This is a genomic window from Streptomyces sp. SID14515 (genome assembly GCF_010548505.1).
Classification (GTDB): Bacteria; Actinomycetota; Actinomycetes; order Streptomycetales; family Streptomycetaceae; genus Streptomyces; species Streptomyces caviscabies.
In genome coordinates this window covers 1-20,265 of record NZ_JAAGMH010000116.1, presented here as the reverse complement: position 1 = coordinate 20,265, position 20,265 = coordinate 1, and the positions used below count along the sequence as shown (strand labels likewise).

Here is a 20,265-nt window from a genome sequence, read left to right as displayed (position 1 = left end):
CTACTGTGCGGGGGAGCCGGTCCGGTCGCTCATCGTCTCGATGCCCGCGATCAGCAGGTCCAGCGCGAAGACGAAGTCCCGCTCGCGCATCTCCTCGACGGTGTCGCCGCCCCGGGCCGCCATGATGTCGTCGGAGTACGCGGCGATCTCCTTCATGTGCGGCTGCGCTCTGATCGTGCCCATCGCCCGCTGGTGGTACTCGTCCTGCGTGAGCCCGGTCGCGTCGCAGCGCGCCTTGAAGTGGCCCTCGACGGTGCCGAATCCGTACACGAACTGGAAGACCGCCGAGAGCGCGCCCGTCTGCCGCTCCAGGGGCAGGCCGGTGGCCCGGACGATGTCCTGGACCGCGTACGAGAACAGCATGGAGTTCGGGCCGATGTTGAGGAAGGTACCGGCCAGCGGCGAGATCCAGATGTGGCGGACGAGGAGTTCGCGGTAGCTGCGGGCCAGGTCCCGCAGCCGGTCCCGCCAGTCGGCGCCCTCGCGGGGCGGGGCGATCTCGGCGTAGACCGAGTCGAGCGCCAGCTCCAGGAGGTCGTCCTTGGTGTCGACGTACCAGTAGAGGGACATCGCGGTGACGTCCAGCTCGGCGGCGAGCCGGCGCATGGAGAACTTGGCGAGGCCGTCGGCGTCCAGCAGCCGCACCGATGCCTCGGTGATGCGGTTGCGGTCCAGGCCCGCCGGGGACTCCGACCGGCGGGAGCGCGCGGGGGTCCGCCGGTCCAGCCACACGCTGGTCCGCACGGTGTCGTTCGCGCGGTCGGACTCGGACGCTGACTCGGCCCCGGACGCGGACACCATGGCGCACTCTCCTCGTCTTGCTCGGACCGACCCACCGAGCCGTCCTGCCGGAAGTGGCGGGACCGGGCCGGTCCTGCCGGTAGGGGCGGGACCCGGTGGTCCTGCCGGAAGGGCGGCGTACCGGACGCTGACGGTCCGGTACGCGCGTCCCGTCCGATGCTATGCCGCCGGTCCCGCCGAGTCTGCCCGGTCCCCGGCCTTCTTCAGCCGGTCGCCCTGCTCGGCGGGGTCGCCCTGCTCGGCCGGGGCGATCTGCTCGGCGGAGGCGGGGCTCTCTGCCCCGGCGGCCGGCGCGGCGGCGGCCGCCCCGGTCGTCCCGGCCGCCGCCGCCTCCACCCGCTCGGCCCGGCGCAGCAGGAACGCGGCGAGCAGACCGCCCGCCAGCACCGCGACCGCGCCGACCAGTTGGCTGGCCTCCAGGCCCGAGGAGAAGGCGTCCTTGATCTGCTCCCGGGCGGTGGGCCCGTCCGCGGCGGCCAGGGCCGCGGGCAGTGAGGTGGCGCCGACGGCGGCCGGTACGAGCGCGGCGAACCGGGCGTTCAGCACGGCGCCGAGCACCGCGACCCCGAGCCCGTTGCCGAACTCCGCGAGCGTGCCGTTGACCCCGGCGCCGACCCCGGCCTTCTCCGGCGGGATGGCGCTCATGATGGCGTTGGCCATCGCGGGCATCGCCAGCGCGATCCCCACCCCCATCACGAGCAGGCCGAACAGCATCCCGCCGTACCCGTGCCGTCCGAGGAGCGCGATGGCGGCGAGTCCGGCCGCCAGGCAGCTCATCCCCACCGCGATGACGACGGGCGTCCCGGTCTTCCGCACCATCCGGGCGCCCAGGCCGGCCAGGTTGAGGACGACCACGGTCAGCGCCATCGGGGCCGTCCGCAGACCCGCCTCCAACGGCCCGTACCCGAGCACGAACTGGAGGTGCTGGGTGAGCAGGAAGAGCGAGCCGGTCATCCCGAAGGCGACCAGGAGCGCGCCCGCCACCGCGCCGACGAACTTCTGGTTCCGGAAGAAGTGCATGTCGAGCATCGGGTACGGGATGTGCAGCTCCCACAGCACGAACCCGGTCAGCACGGCGACGCCGACGAACACCGTCAGCAGCACCCGGCCGGACGTCCAGCCGTGCTCGGGCCCGGAGATGATCGCGAAGACCACGGCGGTCATACCGATCGTGGAGAGCAGTGCGCCCAGCAGATCGGGCCGGTCGCCCTGCATGATCCTGGACTCCGGTACGAGCCGGGCGACGGCGACCAGACCGATCAGGGCCACCGGGATGTTGATGAGGAAGATCGCGCCCCACCAGAAGTGGTCGAGGACGAACCCGCCGAACAGCGGCCCCGCCGCGAACCCGAGGGAGGCGACGGTGGACCAGATGCCGATCGCCTTGACCCGCTCGGTCTCGTCGAAGATCTGGACCACGACGGCGAGCGTGGTGGTGAGCAGCAGCGCGCCGCCGACGCCCATCCCGGCGCGGGCCGCGATGAGCTGGCCGGAGGACTGGGCGAGCCCGGCCACCAGCGAGCCGACGCCGAACAGGGCGAGGCCCACCATCAGCATCTTCTTCCGCCCGTAGCGGTCGGCCGAGCTGCCCGCGGTGAGCAGCAGGCCCGCCTGGACGAGCGAGTAGGCGTTGATCATCCACTGCACATCGGCGGTGGAGGCGTTCAGCTCCGTGGTGAGGGAGGGGATCGCGACATTGAGGACGGTGTTGTCGAGCAGCACCGTGAGCTGGGCCAGGCAGATGACGCCGAGGATCAGCCAGCGTTGCGGATGTCCCTGGGGGGAGAGGTCGTTTCGCTCTGCGGCGGGCGCCGTCATGCGGGCTCCTTGGGCTCCATGGGTCGACCGGCCCATGATCGTTCGACCGGTTGTTGTACGGCGTACAGGACTGTGTGTCGTACACCGTAAGGCAGCCCTGTACAACGTACAAGTCGATTTCGGCGGCGTCGGGCCCGTCGCGCCGCCGGGACCCGGGGGGCGACCCGGCGGTACGGTTCTCGACGCTGACCTGACAAAGTGCGCGATTTTCGGCCGTTTGGAGAGCCATGTCGCTGCGTCGCCGTTCCCCTCGCATCCCTCAACTGCTCCTCGCAGCCTCCCTCTTGGGAGCGCTCGTCACACCGCCCGCTGCCGCCGCCGTCGCCACCGCGCCGAACTCCCCTTCGGGCGGGGCCGGCGGGCCCGGCGGAGGACTGCCGCTGCGGGTCGCCACGTACAACATCCACGCCGGGGGTGGGCCTGGACGGGGTCTTCGACCTGGACCGCCAGACCGCCGAACTCCGTTCGCTGGACGCGGATGTGATCGGGCTTCAGGAGGTCGACCGGCACTGGGGCGCCCGCAGCGGATGGCGGGATCTCGCGGGAGAGCTGGCGCGCCGGCTGCGTATGCGTGTCTCCTTCGCGCCGATCTACAGCCTGGACCCGGCCGAACCGGGCGGGCCCCGCGCGGAGTACGGCGTCGCCGTGCTGTCGCGGCACCGGATCGTGAGCGCCGAGAACCACGAGATCACCCGCCTCTCGACCCAGGACCCGAACCCGGTCCCGGCGCCCGCCCCGGGCTTCGGCGAGGTCGTCGTACGGGTGCGGGGGCTGCCCGTGCACGTGTACGTGACCCACCTCGACTACCGCCCGGACCCCGCCGTCCGCGTCGCCCAGGTCGCCGACACCCGGCGGATCATGGCCGAGGACCGGGGCCCGCAGATCCTGCTCGGCGACTTCAACGCGGAGCCCGCCGCCCCCGAACTGGCCCCGCTCTGGCGGGAGCTGGCCGACGTCGACCCGGGCGCGCCCACCTTCCCGGCGCAGGACCCGGTCAAGCGGATCGACTTCGTGGCGGTGTCGAAGGGCGGGATCACGGTGCGGAAGGCGTGGGTGCCGCGGAGCGTCGCCTCCGACCACCGGCCCGTGGTGGCGGACCTGTCGGTACGCGGGAGGGGACGGGACCGATGAGTCCGGAGCCGTCCGGAAGTCTCCACGTTCGGCAGCCTCGACGGTTTCGGCAGCCTGAGCGGTTTCGGCAGCCTGGGCGGCCTGGGCAGCTTCGGCATTTTCGGCCTGAAAGCTTCCTTTTACGGCCGGAGCGCGTCTTCCTGCCCGAGGGCGGGCCCAGAGCTCCGAGAGAACACGCGGTACCGGACGAAGGACGACGACGACCATGACCACCTCCACCACCCTGCACGACCTGCTGAACACCCACATCGCCGAAGGATCGATGCCGGGAGCGGTGGCCCTGGTCGCCCGGGGCGAACGCACGGAGGTGGTGTCGGCCGGCACGGCCGGGCTCGCCGGGTCCGCGCCGATGCGGCGGGACTCGCTCTTCCGTATCGCCTCGATCACCAAGCCCGTCGTGGCGGCGGCCGCCATGACGCTCGTCGAGGACGGCCTGATCGCCCCCGCCGACCCGGTCTCGGCGTGGCTGCCCGAGCTGGCCTCGCCGCTGGTCGTACGGACCCCCGAGAGCCCGGTCGACGACGTGGTGTCGGCGGTCCGCCCGATCACCCTGCTGGACCTGCTGACCTTCCGCGCCGGATACGGCTTCCCGTCCGACTTCTCGCTCCCGGCCGTCGCCCCGCTGTTCGCGGAGCTGAAACAGGGCTCGCCGCAGGTGCGGGACGTCCCCGCGCCGGACGCCTGGATGGCCGCGCTGTCCCGTATCCCGTTGCTGCACCAGCCGGGCGACGGGTGGCTCTACAACACGTGTTCCGACATCCTCGGCGTCCTCGTCGCCCGGGTCGCCGACCGCCCGCTGCCCGCGTATCTGGCGGAGCGGCTGTTCGCGCCCCTCGGCATGACGGACACCGCGTTCGCCGTGGAGCCCGCCGCGCTGGACCGGTTCACCGGCTACTACCGGGCCGGGTCGGACAGCGGAAGCGATCCGGTGCTGGTCGACGCCCCGGACGGGCAGTGGAGCAGCCCGCCCGCCTTCCCGTCCGGCGCCGGGGGCCTGGTCTCGACCGTCGACGACTGGTACGCCTTCGGCCGGATGCTGCTCGCCGGGGGCCTGAACGACGACGGCGACCGGGTGCTGGCCGCCGAGTCGGTCCGCCAGATGACCACCGACCACCTGACCCCGGAGCAGCGCGCCGCGAGCGGGCTGTTCACCGAGGGCCAGGGCTGGGGGTTCGGCGGCGCGGTGGACGTCGAGATCGCCGCCCCGTGGAACGTCCTCGGCCGCTACGGCTGGGTCGGCGGCACAGGCACCACCGCCCACATCGTCCCGTCCACGGGCACGGTCGCCGTCCTGCTCACCCAGATGGAGATGTCCGGACCCGCCGCACCGCAGGTGATGCGGGACTTCTGGACGTACGCGGCCGGGTTCTGAGCCCGACCGCGCACACCCCCGGACCTCAACTCACCGGCTGCGTCAGGTCGTAGAACGTGGCGCTGCCGACGGTGACCTCGGTGAAGTTCTCCGTCACCCAGGAGGAGATCTGGGAGGAGGTGCCGGAGGAGCCTCCGGGGCCGCCGCCCATACCGCCGCCCGAGACGAAGTAGTGCACCTTCCCCTCCGCGACGTACTTCTTGAACTGGGCGAGCGTCGGCGACGGGTCGCTCCCGTTGAAGCCGCCGATCGCCATCACCGGTTCTCCGGTGGCGAGTTGGTAGCTGGCCGCGTTCTGCGCGCCGACGGCCGCGGCGACCCAGGTGTAGTCGTCCGCCTCCTTCTCCAGCAGCGCCTTCGCCTCGGCGTCGACGGTCGCGCCGTTGAGCAGCCCGCCCATACCGCCGCCTCCGCCGCCGCCCCGCATGCCCTCGCCGAAGCCGGGGTTCGCGCCCGCGCCGGTGCCCGTACCCGTACCCGTACCCGTACCGCCGGGTGCGGTGGGCATACCGCCCGGGGCCTGGCCAGGAGGTGTCCCCTGGCCCTGCGCCTGGCCCTGCGCCTGGCCCTGCCCCTGCGCCTGACCGGGCGGTCGCTGCATGCCGCCGCGCTGCCCGCCGTCGCCGTCACCGCCGGGGCCACCCCGGCCACCGCCGCCCCCGGGCCCGCCCATGCCGAACCCGCCCCCAGAAGGACCGGCCGTCACGATCGACCCCTGGTGGCCGCTGTTCAAGGTGGAGACGGTGTACGCCGTCGGCCCCGCCAGCGACGCCGCGCAGCTCAGCGCCACCACGGCGAGGGCCAGGCCCCGGCCGCCGAACCGGCCCACGACGAGCAGCCCGAGCGCGCCGACGATCCCGCCCGCGAGCACCGCCCACCGCAACCACGGCAGGTGGTCCGGGGTGCGGCCGAGCAGGACGTACGCCCAGAGCGCCGTCGCGAGGACCGTGCCCGCGAGCACCGCCCGCGGCCACCACGCGCCCCGCTCCTCCCACAGCACCGTGACGCCCATGGCGACGAGCGCCGCGACGTACGGGGCGAGCGCCACCGTGTAGTACTGGTGGAAGATCCCGGCCATGAAGCTGAACACCGCGGCGGTCATGATCAACGCACCGCCCCAGGCGACGAACGCGGCCCGCGCGGAGTCGGTCCGGGCCGCCTTCCGGGTCAGCCAGAGACCGGCCGCCAGCAGGATCAGCGCGGCGGGCAGCAACCAGGCGATCTGGCCGCCCACCTCGGAGTTGAACATCCTCCCGATGCCGGTCTCGCCCCAGCCACCGCCGCCTCCGCCCCCGCGACCACCGCCGCCGACGCTGCCGGTCTCCTCGCCGTTGATCCGGCCGAGCCCGTTGTAGCCGAAGGTGAGCTCAAGGAAGGAGTTGTTCTGCGAGCCGCCGACGTACGGGCGCGAAGACGCCGGCATCAGCTCCACGATCGCGACCCACCAGCCACCGGCGACGACCATCGTCAGCGCGGACAGGGCGAGTTGGCCGAGCCGCTTCCGTACGGGAACGGGGGCGCACACCGCGTACAGCACGGCCAGCGGCGGCAGGATCAGGAACGCCTGGAGGGTCTTCGTCAGGAACGCGAACCCGACCGCGGCGCCCGCCCAGAGCAGCCACTTCGTCCGCCCCTGCTCCAGGGCCCGCAGCACGCACCACACGGTGACCGTCATCAGCAGGGCGAGCAGCGCGTCCGGGTTGTTGAAGCGGAACATCAGCGCGGCGACGGGCGTCAGCGCGAACACGCCCACCGCGATCAGCCCGGCGACCGGCCCGAAGCGACGGCGTACGGCGGTGTTCAGCACGGCCGCCGTGGCGAGCGCCATCAGGACCTGAGGGGCCAGGATCGCCCAGGAGTTGAGCCCGAAGAGCCGTACGGAGAGAGCCATCGGCCAGAGCGCGGCGGGCGGCTTGTCGACGGTGATGGCGTTGGCGGAGTCCAGCGAGCCGAAGAAGAACGCCTTCCAGCTCTGGCTGCCCGCCTGGACGGCCGCGGAGTAGAAGGAGTTGGCGTAACCGGAGGCGCTGAGGTTGTAGAAATACGCGAGCCCGACGGCCAGCAGGAGCCCGTACAGCGCCGGCCGCGCCCAACGAGGGCCGGTGCCGGGTTCCGGAGGTGCGGCGGCGGTGGTGGTGATCGTGGTCGTGGCCGTGGTCATCGGGCGTCCTCGGGTTCGGGGCAGGCGCGGGCCGGGAAGACCCAGGCGCGCAGGAGCAGGAAGCGCAGCACGGTGGCCGCGAGGTTGGCGGTGATCAGTACGGCCAGCTCCGTGGAGTGCGAGGGCGATCCGGAGGCCGCGCCGAGCGCCGCGAGCGAGCCGCTGGTCAGCGCGAGACCGATGGCGAAGACGACCAGGCCCTGGGCCTGATGGCGGACGGCCCCGCCCCGGCCGCGTACGCCGAAGGTGAGCCTGCGGTTGGCGGCCGTGTTGGCGACGGCGGAGACGAGCAGCGCGCCGCCGTTGGCGAACTGCGGGCCGACGCCGAGCCGGAAGAGGGAGTAGAGGGCGAGGTAGAAGAGGGTGGACAGGACGCCCACGACACAGAATCCGATGAGCTGGCGGGCCAGTCCGCGCTCCACCCCGGTCAGCGCCCGGTCGCGCGGATCGTCCCCGAAGGGCCGGGCCAGCCGGTCCAGCGGCAGCGCGCCGACGGCCAGCGCCCGCCCCACCCGCCACACGCCTTTCAGGTCATCGGTGGCCGTCCGCACGATGTGGACGGTCGAGTCGGGGTCGTCGACCCAGTCGACGGGCACCTCGTGGATGCGCAGCCCGGCCCGCTCGGCGAGGACCAGCAGCTCGGTGTCGAAGAACCAGCCGCTGTCCTCCACCATCGGCAGCAGCCGCTCGGCCACCTCGCGCCGGATCGCCTTGAACCCGCACTGGGCGTCGCTGAACCCGGCGGCCAGCGAGGAGCGCAGGATCAGGTTGTAGGCGCGCGAGACGAACTCCCGCTTGGGCCCCCGCACCACCCGCGAACTCCGGGTGAGCCGCGAGCCGATGGCCAGATCGGAGTGGCCGGAGATCAGCGGGGCGACCAGCGGGAGGAGGGCGTTGAGGTCGGTGGAGAGGTCGACGTCCATATAGGCGAGGACCGGGGCCTCGGAGGCCGACCACACCGTCCGCAGGGCCCGCCCGCGCCCCTTCTCCTCCAGCCGTACGCACCGCACCCCGGGCAGCTCCGCGGCGAGCGAGGCGGCGACGGCGGGGGTGGAGTCGGTGCTGGCGTTGTCGGCGACGGTGATGCGGAAGGGGTACGGGAAGGTCCGCGCGAGATGGCCGTGGAGGCGCAGGACGCAGGGGCGGAGGTCCTTCTCCTCGTTGTACACGGGAACGACGACATCGAGCACGGGGACGTCGGGCACGGCGGCCGTCTGCCGGGCCGGGAGATGCTCCCTGACCGGCAGGAGGCCGCGTTCTCCGCCGTCCGCGCTGCTGCGTCCGCCGTCCCGGGGGCTGCGGCCGGTCGCGCCGGGGCCGCTCCGGAGGCTGCTGTCGGTGGTCATGCTCCGACATTCGCCAACCGCGCTGTCACACCCGTGTGGTGAGCCTGTCCCTGGCCTGTGAGTCCGTACGGATCGCCGGTTCCTCCGCCGGCAGCTCGATCACGAACACCGTGCGCCCCGGCCCGGACTCCACCGCCACCCGCCCGCCGTGCGCCGCGACGACGGCCTGCACGATGGCGAGGCCGAGCCCGGTGGACCCGGTCGCCCCGCCCGTACCGGCCCCGCGCGAGCGGGAGACGTCGCCCCGGGCGAACCGTTCGAAGACGTGCGGCAGCAGCTCCGCCGGGATACCGGGCCCGTCGTCCCGCACCTCCAGCGCGACCGGCCCTCCGGCGGACACGGCCGGCGTCACGGAGACGGTGACGGTGGTCCCCGGCGGGGTGTGCGTCCGGGCGTTGGCCAGCAGGTTGACCAGCACCTGCCGGAGCCGGTCGGGATCGGCGCGTACGGTCACGGGCTCGGCGGGCAGCTCAAGACGCCAGCGGTGCAGGGCACCCGCATCCGGCCCTCCCGCATCCGGCCGTCCCGTGTCCGCCACCCGGGCGTCACTCACCGCGTCCACGACCAACGGCAGCAGATCGGTGTGCGCGTACGAGAGCGGCCGTCCGGCATCGAGCCGGGCCAGCAGCAGCAGATCCTCCACCAGGCCCGTCATCCGGTCCGCCTCGGACTCGATCCGCCCGAGCGCGTGCCGGGTGACCGGATCCGGCTCCGGTGCCTCCCGCCCGCCGGTGGCGCGCCGGGTCAGCTCGGCGTAACCCCGGATCGAGGCCAGGGGGGTGCGCAGCTCATGGCTGGCGTCGGCGACGAACTGCCGGACCCGCGTCTCGCTCTCCTGCCGGGCCGCGAGGGCCGAACCGACGTGTCCCAGCATGCGGTTGAGCGCCGCGCCCACCTGCCCGACCTCGGTACGCGGGTCGGCCTCGGCGTCCGGAACGCGTTCCAGGAGGGCCACCTCCCCGCTGTGCAGGGGGAGTTCGGAGACCCGGGTGGCCGTGGCGGCGACCCGGCGCAACGGGCGCAGGGCCACCCCGACGAGGACGGTCCCCGCGATCGAGGCGGCGAGGAGCCCGGCGGCGGTGACGCAGACCTCGACGACGATCAAAGTGGTCAGCGCACCGCTCACCTCGGCGCTGGGGATGCCGACGAGGACGGTGTGACCGTCGGTGGTGGTCGCGGCCTCCACCCGGTAGCCGCCGAGCCCCGGCAGATCGACGCTCCTGGTGCCCTCGCCGGTCTCCGGAGCGGCCTCCTCCAGCGCCCGCCGCTGCTCCTCGGTCAGCGGCTTGGCGCTCTCCTGGGCGCGCAGCCCGCTGTCCTCGACGACCTTCGACACGCTGACGGACCCGTCGTCGCCGACGAGGGCCCCGAACGTGCCGAGCGGCTGCCCGCCCCCGCCGACGAAGCCGAGCGGACCGGCCTCGCGCAACGCGTCGGGCACCGGCACAGGCCCGGGCGGCCGTTCGGCCCGCTCGGCGACGGAGTGCAGCTGGTCGTCGAGCTTGCCGTACATGTAGCTGTGGAAGGCGATCGCGGTGACGGACCCGATGACGGCGGCGACGACCGCGATCAGCGAGACGGCCGACACGACGAGCCGGGTCCGCAACGTCCAGGGCCTGCGCAGCCCCCGCACCGCGGCTCGCCTACTCACCGGGCTTGATCAGATACCCCGCGCCGCGCCGGGTGTGGATCATCGGCGTGCGCCCGGCGTCGATCTTCTTGCGGAGGTAGGAGATGTAGAGCTCGACGACGTTGGCCTGGCCGCCGAAGTCGTAGTTCCAGACCCGGTCGAGGATCTGCGCCTTGCTGAGGACCCGGCGCGGATTACGCATCAGGAAGCGCAGCAGCTCGAACTCGGTGGCCGTCACATGGATCGCGTCCCCGCCCCGGCTCACCTCGTGGCTGTCCTCGTCCAGGACCAGATCCCCGACGACGAGCGTGGACTCGCTCCGCCCGGCGGCGACGGCCGAGCCCGAGCGGCGGATGAGCCCGCGCAGCCGGGCCACGACCTCCTCCAGGCTGAACGGCTTGGTGACGTAGTCGTCGCCGCCCGCGGTGAGCCCGGCGATCCGGTCCTCGACGGCGTCCCGGGCGGTCAGGAAGAGGACCGGCACATCGGCGTACTCGCGGCGCAGCCGGCCGAGGACGGACAGCCCGTCCATGTCCGGAAGCATCACGTCCAGGACCACCGCGTCCGGCCGGAAGTCCCGCGCGGCCCGGACCGCCCCGGCCCCGTCCCCGGCGCTGCGCACCACCCACCCCTCGTAGCGCAGGGCCATCGAGAGCAGCTCGGTGAGCGGAGCCTCGTCGTCCACGACCAGGACCCGCACGGGGGTACGGTCCGGCCTGAGCAGTTCGGTACGCCCCTGGGGCGAGGTCGTCGTCGTCATGGGGACCACTCTGTGAGGCACCCGTGAGAGAAGCCTGACCCGTTCCTGTGAATTTCCTGAGAAAGCGGCGCCGCCGAAACCGATTGGGTGTGCCGGCCCGGCCGTGGTACCACTTCATGGTTCGCGGGATGATCACGAGATGTGGATGGAGGACACGTACGCCCAGCCGGTGGAGCGCGTGCGCACCTGGCTGACGGAGCGCCCGCGCAACACCTACGGCGACCTGCTCCTCGGCGTCGAGACGCTCGCCGACAACACGCTGATCGGCCTGGTCACGCTGCACGACGCGGAACCGGAGACGGGCATCGCGCAACTCGATGTCTACCTGGGCGAGAAGGCCTACTGGGGCCGCGGCTACGCCACGGACGCCGTTCGGACGATCTGCCGCCACGGCTTCGAGGACATGCGGCTCCACAAGATCACGCTGACCGTGGTCACCGAGAACCGCTCCGCGCGCAAGGTCTACGAGAAGGTCGGCTTCGTCGAGGAGGGCCGGCTTCGTCAGGTCTTCCGCCGTGACGGCCGGTGGTACGACAAGTTCACGATGGGCCTGCTGGCGGACGAGCTCCGCTGAGCCCCTCGACGAGCGGCTGTGACCAGCCCGTTCACGACACGCCCCCGGAGTCCCGCGTCGCGAACAACGCGGCGGCGTTCCCGTGGCAGACCGCCCGCAACCACGCGTCCCCCAGCCCGAGCCGCTCCAGAACCTCCAGCTGGTGGACGTACGGGTAGGGGATGTTCGGGAAGTCGGTGCCCAGCAGGATCCGGTCACCGAGATCGGCGAGCCGCCCGCGCTCCGCCACCGGAAAGGGGCTGAACCCCTCGCTGAAGTCGGTGAACGCCATCGTCGTATCGAGCCGGACCTCCGGATACGCCTCCGCCAGCGCCAGGAACTCCGCGTACTCCGGCATCCCCATGTGCGCCACGATCAGCCGCAGTCGGGGATGGCGCGCCAGCAGCCGCCCGACCGGTCCGGGCCCGGTGAACTTCCCCGGCGCGGGCCCCGACCCGCAGTGCATCACCACCGGAACCCCGGCCTCCGCGAGCAGCCCCCAGACCGGATCCAGCAACGGATCGTTGGGGTCGTACGCGCCCACCTGGAGGTGCGACTTGAACACCCGGGCCCCCGCCTCGACGGCCTCCTTCACATACATCTCCACGCCCTCCTCCGGGAAGAGGGTCGCGGTGTGCAGGCAGTCGGGCGTCCGGGCGGCGAAGCCGGCGGCCCAGCCGTTCAGCCAGCGGGCCATGCCGGGCTTGTGCGGATAGAGCATGGAGGTGAAGCGCAGCACCCCGAAGGACCGCAGCACGGCCAGCCGCGCGTCCTCCTCGTACCGGTAGGTGATCGGCCACTCAAGACCGGTGAGCGGCCCGGCGGCGTCGAAGTACGCCCAGACCTTGCGCAGGACCCGCTCGGGCATGAAGTGGGTGTGCACGTCGATGATCCCGGGCAGCCCGAGCCGCTCCCAGAACCGCACCACGTCATCGCTCTCCGGCCCCACGGACGCACTCCCTCGGTCGACGGTCAGAACAACCCACCCTGCACACCGCCGCCGCCGATGTCGATGAGGGGGACACGTACATCGCTCCCGGTCACCGCCGTCAGCCGCCGGCCGGTGATCAGCCGTGTGTCCAGCACGACCACGCCCACGCCGTCCACCGCGAGGTGCAGATCGGGCCCGGCGGCCGCGACGAGCCGCCCGGCGACGACACCCCCGTCCACCAGCTCCCGCACCGACCGGACGGGCGCGGGCGCACGGTCGAGCCCGAAGATCCCCGCCTGGTCGACGACGTCGACCGGGATCCGCTCCAACGACTCGGGCCAGCCGCGCCCTTCGAGCTGCGCCGCCCGCCCGTACAACTCCGTCACCTCGGCGAACCGCTCGTCCGCACCGGGGAGCCGCCCCCGCTCGGCCCGCTTCCTGGCGTACGGGATCCGGTCGGGCACCCCGAGGGCCGCCCGCAGCACCTCCTCGGTCCGCCGGGCCGCCATGAGAGGCCCGCGCCCCAACCAGCTGAAGACCACGGCCCCCTGCTCCCGCAGCCGGGCCGCCCCGCGCTCCTCACCGGTGATGCCGACCTTGACCATGCCGGGCCCGAACCACGCGAGATACACGCGGTACGTCCGGGGGTCGTCCGCCATCGTGTCGGCGGCCACCGAATGCGCCCGGTCCAGCCGCGCGCACTCGGCGCACCGCCCTCCGGTGGAGCGCCCGGGAACCACGGCCCCCAGCGGGCACACATGGCCCCGGGCCCCCACACAGTGCCGCTCCCCGAGGACCCGGAACCCGAGGCCGGACCCGTACGCGAGCACACTCACCCGCCGGTCACGGCCCCTGCTCCACCCCAGCTCAGGCACTTCTCCGGGCCACCGCAGCCCATCACACCGCCACCCGCCGCCGGACGCCCGGACCTCACACGTCATCCGGAGGATGCTACGCGTACCCTCCGACACCCTCGATCCGTCGCCGCATCGCGGCCATGCGCCGCACGAAGCGCCGGTTGAACCAGATCATCCATCCCATGAACCCCACGCCGAAGCCGAGCGACCACAGCCCCGCCGGCACGTTCCCGGCGGCGAACCAGAGGAACGGGATCCCGAGGAAGAGCAGCCCGAGCGTGGGAAAGGCCCACCACCGGTTGCGCCGCAGCTTCTCCTCCCGCCGCCGGATCAACCGGACCATGGCCGCCTGTTCGGCCGGGTCCTCGGGCACCTCGCCGTTCTTCGCTATCCGCCGCTCCAGCTCGGGCACCCGGCCGGGCTCGGTGCCCACGGCCTTCGCGTCCCGCCGCCGACGCCACAGCACGACCCCCGTCATGAGACCCGCGTAGACGACTCCGCCGACCAGAACCCCCGGCCACGCGGACCAGCCCCGGAAGGCCAGCCGGACGGCCACCCAGATCACGAGCACCAGCAGCCCGATCGCCCACCACCGGTCCTGCCAACGCCCTTTCCGGCCCTGCTCCTTCGACTCCATGGCCCACCTCCGGGCAGGGCGCGCCCGTCACGCCCCGTACGGTGTCGGCTACCCCGCCGCCCTGCCCTGATGCGGCCGCGTCGGCCATGCGGACGGCGCTGCCCGTTAGGATCCGGACCATGGCGCTGACCGGGAACCAGATGGACCTGTTCGAGGCTTCCATGCCCCGGCTGAAGGCCATCGCCTACCGCCTCCTCGGCTCCGCGAGCGATGCCGAGGACGCCGTGCAGGACACGTTCCTGCGCTGGCAGGCCGCCGACATCGACCGCGTCGAGGTCCCCGAGGCCTGGCTGACGAAGGTCCTCACCAACCTCTGCCTCAACCAGCTCACCTCGGCGCGCGCCCGGCGCGAGACCTATGTGGGCCAGTGGCTGCCCGAGCCGCTGCTCGCCGGAGACCCGATGCTCGGCCCCGCCGACACCGTCGAGCAGCGCGAATCGGTCTCGTTCGCGGTCCTCGCCCTGATGGAACGGCTGTCACCCAACGAGCGGGTGGTGTACGTGCTGCGGGAGGCGTTCGCGTACCCGCACGGGAAGATCGCCGAGATCCTCGACACCACGGAGTCCGCGAGCCAGCAGCTGTTCCACCGCGCCAAGAAGCACATCGCCGAGGGCCGGACCCGTACCGAGATCGACGAGGCCGCCGCCCGGCGGATCGTCGAGGAGTTCCTCACGGCCGCCACCAGCGGGCGCACCGAACCGCTCGTCCGACTGCTCACCGCGGACGCCGTCGCGATCGGCGACGGCGGCGGCAAGGTGCCGGCCCGCACCAGGCCGTTCGAGGGTGCTCTCGCGGTCGCGAAGTTCATGCGGAGCCTGTTCACCCCCAACCGGGCCGCCCGCAACCTCCTCGGCGGTACCGCGGAGGTCCACGTCTCGTACGCCAACGGGCTGCCCGCGCTCGTGGTCACCGTCGACGGCCGGGTCATCGGCGTCATGTGCCTGGAGATCACGGCGGACGGCATCGCCGCCTTCCGCAACCAGGCCAACCCCGACAAGCTCGAACGGGCGACGCGGCTGTGGGCGGGGACGGACCACGGAGAACCGGCTCTCCGCATCAACTGACCGACTGTGACGCACGTCACGTCCCTGACCTGTCAGGAAACGACGGGCTGCCCGGTTCAAGGGGCGACACCGCGTGAGACAGGAGCCAGGACATGCAGCAGCACCGCATCATCGTCATCGGAGCCGGATACACCGGAGCGAGCGCCGCCGGACGCCTCGCCAGGCGGCTGCGCAGCGAGGACGTCTCCATCACCCTCGTCAACGCCGAACCGGACTTCGTCGAACGCGTCCGGATGCACCAGCTGGCGGCGGGCCAGGACCTCCGCCCCCGCCCCTTCCGCGAGATGTTCGCCGGCACGGGCGTCCGGCTGAAGCTCGCGAAGGTCTCGGGTATCGACGTCGACCGCAGGACGGTGTCCGTCACCGCCCCGGACGGAACGGGCGAGCCGGAGGACCTGGAGTACGACACCCTCGTGTACGCCCTCGGCAGCGCGTGGAACACCCACGCCGTCCCCGGCGTCGCGGAGCACGCCCATGACATCGCCGGCCGCGACGGAGCCCTCCGCCTGCGCGACCGGCTGGCCGCGCTCGCCCCCGGCAGCCCCGTGACCGTCGTCGGCGGCGGCCTCACCGGCGTGGAGGCCGCGGCGGAGATCGCCGAGACCCGCCCGGACCTCGACGTGGCCCTGATCGCCCGGGGCGCACTGGGCGACTGGCTCTCCCCCAAGGGCGCCCGACACCTGCGGAAGGTCTTCACCGGCCTGAAGATCACCGCACACGAACACACCGCCGCCACCGCCGTGGAGGCCGACCGCGTCACCACCGCCGAAGGCGACGTCCCGGCCGCGATCACGGTCTGGACGACCGGCTTCGCGGTCCACCCCATCGCCCGGGCCACGACGCTGGAGACCGGCGACAACGGCCAGATCGTGGTCGACGCCACCATGCGCTCGACCTCGCACCCGGACGTGTACGCCATCGGCGACGCGGCCCTGGTCGCCGGCCCCGGCGACAAGCCGCTGCGCATGTCGTGCGCCTCGGGCGTCCCCACCGCCTGGCAGGCCGCCGACGCCATCGCGGCCCGCCTCACCGGCGGCAAGCTCCCGACCATCTCGGCCCGCTACTTCAACCAGTGCATCTCGCTCGGCCGCAAGAAGGGCCTGATCCAGTACGTCACCGCCGACGACCGAGCCGTCAGCGCAGCCCTCACCGGCCGCCTGGCCGCCTTCTACAAGGAACTGGTCTGCAAGGGCGCGGCCTGGGGCGTGGCCAACCCGACACTGGGCCTGCCGACCCGCCGCCGCCGGACGACGGGGGAGCCGGCGCGGACGGAAACCACGACCACCACCACGGCTGCCGCGGAAGCGGCTTGAGGCTCCGGCCGGATCGGTCAGGGCCGCTGTATCCCTACGCCGACTTGGTGGTCCTGCCATTCCGGCGATGCATCCCGCGGTAGATCACCCAGAGGCTGACCAGAACGAGCACCGCTCCACCGATCGGCCAACCCACAGAGGCTCCATCGCGATAGTCCCTGATGCCGATCGCGAGAAGGAGGACGGACAGGGGCAGCCCTGCCCAGTCGAGGACCCTGCTCCATCTTTCGAACGTCCAACGCTGATTCACAGCTTGATCCTCACAGACCCGTGTGAACTCCACCAGATGCGAGCTCACCGCGAGGGCAGAAGTTCATTTCGCTGCCGACGTGCGAGGCATGATCGACCGGCGCGGTCGCGGTTGCGGTACTTCGCTGCTGTCCGGGCAACGCGAGAGGCCCCCAGGATTTCTCCTGGGGGCCTCTGGCCTGCTGTGCACTCGGCAGGATTCGAACCTGCAACCTTCTGATCCGTAGTCAGATGCTCTATCCGTTAAGCTACGAGTGCTTGGCGTTCCGGGCTTTTTCTTCCCGGTCGGCGTTGCGAGAACAACATTACATGACCTGCGCCGTGACGCGAAATCCATTAGCCGCACCGCTGCTGAGCTGCGGAAACAGCCTCTCGTGGCCCATCTCGGCCGACCTCCCGAACCGCCCCGGGCGCGCCCTCCGCGCCCGTGCGCGTCCCGGAACGGCCGAAGCCCCGCGCCAGGGGCGCGGGGCTTCGGGATGGAGCGGAGGCGGAGGGATTTGAACCCTCGATGGGCTTTAAGACCCAAACCGCATTAGCAGTGCGGCGCCATAGACCGGACTAGGCGACGCCTCCTCCACACGCCTCGCGCGGACGCGAGTGGTGCGTGCAGATGATGACACAGTCGAGCGTCGTGTCACCAATCGCCGCCAACGTTACTAGGCCCCCGGGGGCCCAAGCAAAGCAGTTCGGCGTGGTGGCGCAACGTCCGGGCGTGGTGCGCGTTAGAGAGGGGTGGGGGCCCCGGTCTCCGTCGCCCGTCAGCCGCCCGTCAGCCGTCCGTCAGCCGTGGTGCCGGGGCGGGTCCGTGATCGTCCGTGACCGCCGCCCGTGGCCGACCGTGCTGCAGAGATCCTGGAGCTTCCGCATGCTGCGCCGTCTCGCCCTCACCGCCGTCGTCTCGCTCGCCGCGCTCGCCACCGCCGTGCCGGCGTCCATCGCCACCGCCTCCGGGCCCGCGTCCTCCGGTCCGGTGCCCTCCGCCGTGCCCACCACCGGCCCGTTCGCCGCCGCCCGGCCCGCCCTCGGGCCGCTGCCCCTGCCCCTCCCGCTGCCCGGGTTCCTGGACGGCGGGGAGGGGACAGGGGCCGGTGAGGCCGGTGACGTACGTACCCGGCTCACCGTGAGCGTCGAGAACACCGGGGTCGCGGGGGCCGACGGCACCTTCGAGCTGGAGTGCGGGCCCACCGGGGGCAGCCACCCGCGGGGGCAGGCCGCCTGTGACCGGCTCGCGGAGGCCGGCGCCACCCGGTCCGGGCGGCAGGAGCTGTTCCGGGAGACCCCCGAGGGCACGATGTGCACGATGATCCACGGCGGCGACGCCACCGCGCGCATCGTCGGCACCTGGGAGGGCCGGGCCGTGGACACCACCGCGAGCCGCCGCGACGGATGCGAGATCGCGCGCTGGAACAGCCTCGTGCCGGTGCTTCCGGATGTTCGATAGTCCGTCGGTCCCGGTGTAGTCGGGGCGTGGTCGGGGCTTCGTCGGGGATTCGTCGGGGCGCAAAGGCGTTCGCTCCGGCGAAGCCCCGCGGGGCGCTCTCCGGGCCCCGGCCGGGACGGTCGCGCCGTGCGTCCGCGCACGTCACCGGGTGCGCGGACGCTCACGCCATGGGCTCGCGGCGTACACCGCACGCACAGAACCTTGGTGAGAGCTCCCCCTCATCCGCCGCCCCCGGAGCCTCCCCTGCCCTTAGACTCCTCCAGTGACAGTCTGCGGCCCGAGGGGCAAGATGGGGCCCGCTGTCGGCAAGGTGCGGTAATCAGGGAGGAAGCGTCGTCGTGAGCAGCAGGCCATCCCGAGGCACTGCTCGCCTCGCAGCCATACTCGATGCCCTTCCTGACGGGCTCCTGCTCGTCAATTGCAACGGCACGGTCGTGAACGCCAACGCCATCGCCCTCGAAATGTTCGAGACCCCGGGCACCGCGCTCGTCGGTCGCGGACTGCTCGATCTGCTGCCGGAGTTCGACTCCAAGCTGATCCCGGGTTCGATGCGCCGGCCCGAGGCCGCGGACGAGCAGGGCAGGACCAAGCCGACGCGGATGACCGCGCGGCGCACCGACGGCAACGAGTACCCCGTCGAGGTCACCAGCGCGAGCCTCGACAGCGGGCAGGCCGCGTACAACGACATCCACTCCAGCTACACCGGTGACGAGCTGCTCATGCTCGTGGTGCGGGACCTCTCCGGCACCGTCGACACCGAGGCGGAGCTGGCCCGTTCGCAGCGCCAGACCGAGATGATCCTGCGGGCCGCCTCCGAGGGCGTCGTCGGCACGGACACCGACGGGCGCGTCGTCCTCGTCAACCCCGCCGCCGCGCAGATCCTCGGCTTCCGGGCCAGCGACCTCGGCGGCCAGGAGCTGCACCCGCTGATCCTGCACTCGCGGGCGGAGGGCGAGCCGTTCCCGTACGAGGACTCCCCGCTCGCCGACACCCTCAGGTCGGGGCGCAAGCACCGGGTGCGCGGGCAGGTGCTGTGGTCCAAGAGCGGCGCGCAGGTCCCGGTGGATCTGACGACCGCTCCGGTACGCGACGGGGACCAGCTCGTCGGCGCGGTGATGACGTTCACCGACCGCCGCCCGTACGAGGAGCTGTCGGCGCAGCACAAGAGCGTCGTCGCCGAGCTGACCACGAGCCACTCCGCCGAGGTCACCGCGCTGAAGGAGGCGCACGCCGCCGAACTGGAGGCGCTCAAGGAGGCCCACGCCGCCGAGATCGCCGACCGGACCGAGCGGTACGCCGCCGAGATCGAGGGCCAGGCCGAGCTGCTCGCCTCCCTGGGCGCCCAGCACTCCCAGCTCACCGCCGTCCTCGGCGGTTCGCTGCGCGGGCCCCTGGAGGAGCTGCGCGGCGAGCTGTCCACCCTCGCCGCCGACCCGGCCGGCCAGCTGTGGCCGGAGGCCAACCAGATCCTGCACCACCTCGCCGCCGGGTACGCCCGGATGACGACCCTCGTCGACAACGTGCTCGGCTACCAGCGCCTCGACACGGGCGTGGAGGGGCTGCACAAGGCCCCCGCCATGATCGAGGGGATCGTGACCGGCGGGATCGACGGGGCGGTCGAGCTGATCGGGCCCGGACGCGCCCAGTTCGCCGTGCACGCCCCGCCGATCGAGGCGGAGGTCGACGCGCGTCAGCTCGCCACCGCCATCGCCCATCTCGTCGCGGACGTCTGCGGCGTCGACTCGACCGGCAAGACCCGGGCCGTGCCCGGCGGCGGCTATGTCGACTCCACCGTGGTCGTGGCCGCCGCCCAGCGCGGTGACGTCGTACGGATCGAGGTGCGCGGGCCGTTCGCCGGGGGCGACCCGGTGCACGAGCCGATCGTGCGCGGCATCGTCCGGGCGCACGGCGGAGTCCTCCAGACGCACGAGATGCCGGGCATGAGCGGCAGCGCGTACGTCCTCGACCTGCCCATCGGCGCCGCGGCCGGCACGATCGCACCCCCGGAGACGGACGGCGACGCCCTGCTGCCGGAGCCCGCACCCGTCGCCTCCTCGTCGCCCGGAGGCCTCGGCGCGCCGGGCGTCACCAGCGGCGGTCGGCGCCGGGCGCGCAGGTCCTCGACCGACGCGTTCCTCGACAGCCCCGGCGGTACGCCGGAGGGTACGGCCGGCGGCGAGGCCGGTGCCGTGGCCGCC

At 72.6% G+C, this 20,265-nt stretch carries 15 protein-coding genes, 2 tRNA genes and 1 pseudogene; 7 read left to right on the top strand and 11 right to left on the bottom strand.

All coding sequences use genetic code 11. The features are described 5' to 3' along the window. Positions 1 to 801 carry a TetR/AcrR family transcriptional regulator gene (locus G3I54_RS27660; RefSeq protein ID WP_203687271.1) on the bottom strand — a complete coding sequence of 267 codons (801 nt, stop codon included), beginning with the start codon at positions 799 to 801 and terminating at the stop codon, positions 1 to 3. Between the two features lie 159 nt (positions 802 to 960). Next, positions 961 to 2,619 (bottom strand): DHA2 family efflux MFS transporter permease subunit, encoded by a 1,659-nt coding sequence (locus tag G3I54_RS27655; protein ID WP_239144603.1) that lies wholly within the window; start codon positions 2,617 to 2,619, stop codon positions 961 to 963. A 227-nt stretch (positions 2,620 to 2,846) separates the two neighbouring features. Here G3I54_RS27655 and G3I54_RS27650 point away from each other — a divergent pair. Continuing rightward, a pseudogene (locus G3I54_RS27650) lies at positions 2,847 to 3,750 on the top strand (endonuclease/exonuclease/phosphatase family protein). A 205-nt stretch (positions 3,751 to 3,955) separates the two neighbouring features. Beyond that, positions 3,956 to 5,122 carry a serine hydrolase domain-containing protein gene (locus G3I54_RS27645; protein WP_164618258.1) on the top strand — a complete coding sequence of 389 codons (1,167 nt, stop codon included), beginning with the start codon at positions 3,956 to 3,958 and terminating at the stop codon, positions 5,120 to 5,122. Positions 5,123 to 5,147: 25 nt separating this feature from the next. Here G3I54_RS27645 and G3I54_RS27640 read toward each other — a convergent pair whose 3' ends face one another. From G3I54_RS27640 to G3I54_RS27625, 4 genes are read right to left on the bottom strand one after another with little or no spacing between them, the layout of a single operon-like run. Next, positions 5,148 to 7,283, bottom strand: coding sequence for a glycosyltransferase family 39 protein (locus tag G3I54_RS27640; protein ID WP_164618256.1), 2,136 nt, complete (start codon positions 7,281 to 7,283; stop codon positions 5,148 to 5,150). Continuing rightward, the gene (locus G3I54_RS27635; RefSeq protein ID WP_164618254.1) at positions 7,280 to 8,629 is read right to left on the bottom strand and encodes a bifunctional glycosyltransferase family 2/GtrA family protein; all 1,350 of its coding nucleotides are present in this window, start codon (positions 8,627 to 8,629) and stop codon (positions 7,280 to 7,282) included. Before G3I54_RS27635 ends, G3I54_RS27640 begins: the two co-directional genes overlap by 4 nt. A gap of 25 nt (positions 8,630 to 8,654) precedes the next feature. Continuing rightward, positions 8,655 to 10,262 (bottom strand): HAMP domain-containing sensor histidine kinase, encoded by a 1,608-nt coding sequence (locus G3I54_RS27630; RefSeq protein ID WP_343240439.1) that lies wholly within the window; start codon positions 10,260 to 10,262, stop codon positions 8,655 to 8,657. 10 nt (positions 10,263 to 10,272) lie between these two features. Further along, positions 10,273 to 11,019 (bottom strand): response regulator transcription factor, encoded by a 747-nt coding sequence (locus tag G3I54_RS27625; protein WP_164618252.1) that lies wholly within the window; start codon positions 11,017 to 11,019, stop codon positions 10,273 to 10,275. 103 nt (positions 11,020 to 11,122) lie between these two features. On the opposite strand from G3I54_RS27625, the gene G3I54_RS27620 reads away from it, so the two are divergent. Then, positions 11,123 to 11,593: a GNAT family protein gene (locus tag G3I54_RS27620; RefSeq protein WP_343240437.1), complete on the top strand. Its 471-nt coding sequence runs from the start codon at positions 11,123 to 11,125 to the stop codon at positions 11,591 to 11,593. 31 nt (positions 11,594 to 11,624) lie between these two features. Here G3I54_RS27620 and G3I54_RS27615 read toward each other — a convergent pair whose 3' ends face one another. Genes G3I54_RS27615 through G3I54_RS27605 form a run of 3 tightly spaced genes read right to left on the bottom strand, consistent with a single transcriptional unit; the run spans position 11,625 to position 13,997 of the window. After that, the gene (locus G3I54_RS27615) at positions 11,625 to 12,521 is read right to left on the bottom strand and encodes an amidohydrolase family protein (protein ID WP_164618248.1); all 897 of its coding nucleotides are present in this window, start codon (positions 12,519 to 12,521) and stop codon (positions 11,625 to 11,627) included. A gap of 23 nt (positions 12,522 to 12,544) precedes the next feature. Next, positions 12,545 to 13,444, bottom strand: coding sequence for a DUF2797 domain-containing protein (locus G3I54_RS27610; RefSeq protein WP_164618246.1), 900 nt, complete (start codon positions 13,442 to 13,444; stop codon positions 12,545 to 12,547). A gap of 10 nt (positions 13,445 to 13,454) precedes the next feature. Then, positions 13,455 to 13,997 (bottom strand): hypothetical protein, encoded by a 543-nt coding sequence (locus tag G3I54_RS27605; RefSeq protein ID WP_164618244.1) that lies wholly within the window; start codon positions 13,995 to 13,997, stop codon positions 13,455 to 13,457. Positions 13,998 to 14,116: 119 nt separating this feature from the next. Here G3I54_RS27605 and sigJ point away from each other — a divergent pair, with 119 nt between their 5' ends. Both sigJ and G3I54_RS27595 read left to right on the top strand, forming a co-directional pair. After that, positions 14,117 to 15,061 (top strand): RNA polymerase sigma factor SigJ, encoded by a 945-nt coding sequence (sigJ, locus tag G3I54_RS27600; protein WP_164618242.1) that lies wholly within the window; start codon positions 14,117 to 14,119, stop codon positions 15,059 to 15,061. 92 nt (positions 15,062 to 15,153) lie between these two features. Continuing rightward, the gene (locus tag G3I54_RS27595) at positions 15,154 to 16,374 is read left to right on the top strand and encodes an FAD-dependent oxidoreductase (RefSeq protein WP_164618240.1); all 1,221 of its coding nucleotides are present in this window, start codon (positions 15,154 to 15,156) and stop codon (positions 16,372 to 16,374) included. Positions 16,375 to 16,808: 434 nt separating this feature from the next. On the opposite strand, the gene G3I54_RS27590 is transcribed toward G3I54_RS27595, so the two are convergent. Both G3I54_RS27590 and G3I54_RS27585 read right to left on the bottom strand, forming a co-directional pair. Then, positions 16,809 to 16,881 (bottom strand) — tRNA-Arg (locus G3I54_RS27590). 227 nt (positions 16,882 to 17,108) lie between these two features. Continuing rightward, positions 17,109 to 17,199, bottom strand: a tRNA-Ser gene (locus G3I54_RS27585). 292 nt (positions 17,200 to 17,491) lie between these two features. Between G3I54_RS27585 and G3I54_RS27580 the strand changes: the two genes are divergently transcribed. Continuing rightward, the gene (locus tag G3I54_RS27580) at positions 17,492 to 18,067 is read left to right on the top strand and encodes an SSI family serine proteinase inhibitor (protein WP_164618238.1); all 576 of its coding nucleotides are present in this window, start codon (positions 17,492 to 17,494) and stop codon (positions 18,065 to 18,067) included. A 338-nt stretch (positions 18,068 to 18,405) separates the two neighbouring features. After that, positions 18,406 to 20,265, top strand: a 1,860-nt coding sequence (locus G3I54_RS27575) for a PAS domain-containing protein (protein ID WP_164618236.1), incomplete at its 3' end; no start/stop codon positions are given.

Coding starts and splice junctions, on each gene's coding strand:
- G3I54_RS27660 (WP_203687271.1), bottom strand. CDS start 801: ATGGTGTCCGCGTCCGGGGCCGAGTCAGCGTCCGAGTCCGACCGCGCG.
- G3I54_RS27655 (WP_239144603.1), bottom strand. CDS start 2,619: ATGACGGCGCCCGCCGCAGAGCGAAACGACCTCTCCCCCCAGGGACAT.
- G3I54_RS27645 (WP_164618258.1), top strand. CDS start 3,956: ATGACCACCTCCACCACCCTGCACGACCTGCTGAACACCCACATCGCC.
- G3I54_RS27640 (WP_164618256.1), bottom strand. CDS start 7,283: ATGACCACGGCCACGACCACGATCACCACCACCGCCGCCGCACCTCCG.
- G3I54_RS27635 (WP_164618254.1), bottom strand. CDS start 8,629: ATGACCACCGACAGCAGCCTCCGGAGCGGCCCCGGCGCGACCGGCCGC.
- G3I54_RS27625 (WP_164618252.1), bottom strand. CDS start 11,019: ATGACGACGACGACCTCGCCCCAGGGGCGTACCGAACTGCTCAGGCCG.
- G3I54_RS27610 (WP_164618246.1), bottom strand. CDS start 13,444: ATGACGTGTGAGGTCCGGGCGTCCGGCGGCGGGTGGCGGTGTGATGGG.
- G3I54_RS27605 (WP_164618244.1), bottom strand. CDS start 13,997: ATGGAGTCGAAGGAGCAGGGCCGGAAAGGGCGTTGGCAGGACCGGTGG.
- sigJ (WP_164618242.1), top strand. CDS start 14,117: ATGGCGCTGACCGGGAACCAGATGGACCTGTTCGAGGCTTCCATGCCC.
- G3I54_RS27595 (WP_164618240.1), top strand. CDS start 15,154: ATGCAGCAGCACCGCATCATCGTCATCGGAGCCGGATACACCGGAGCG.
- G3I54_RS27580 (WP_164618238.1), top strand. CDS start 17,492: ATGCTGCGCCGTCTCGCCCTCACCGCCGTCGTCTCGCTCGCCGCGCTC.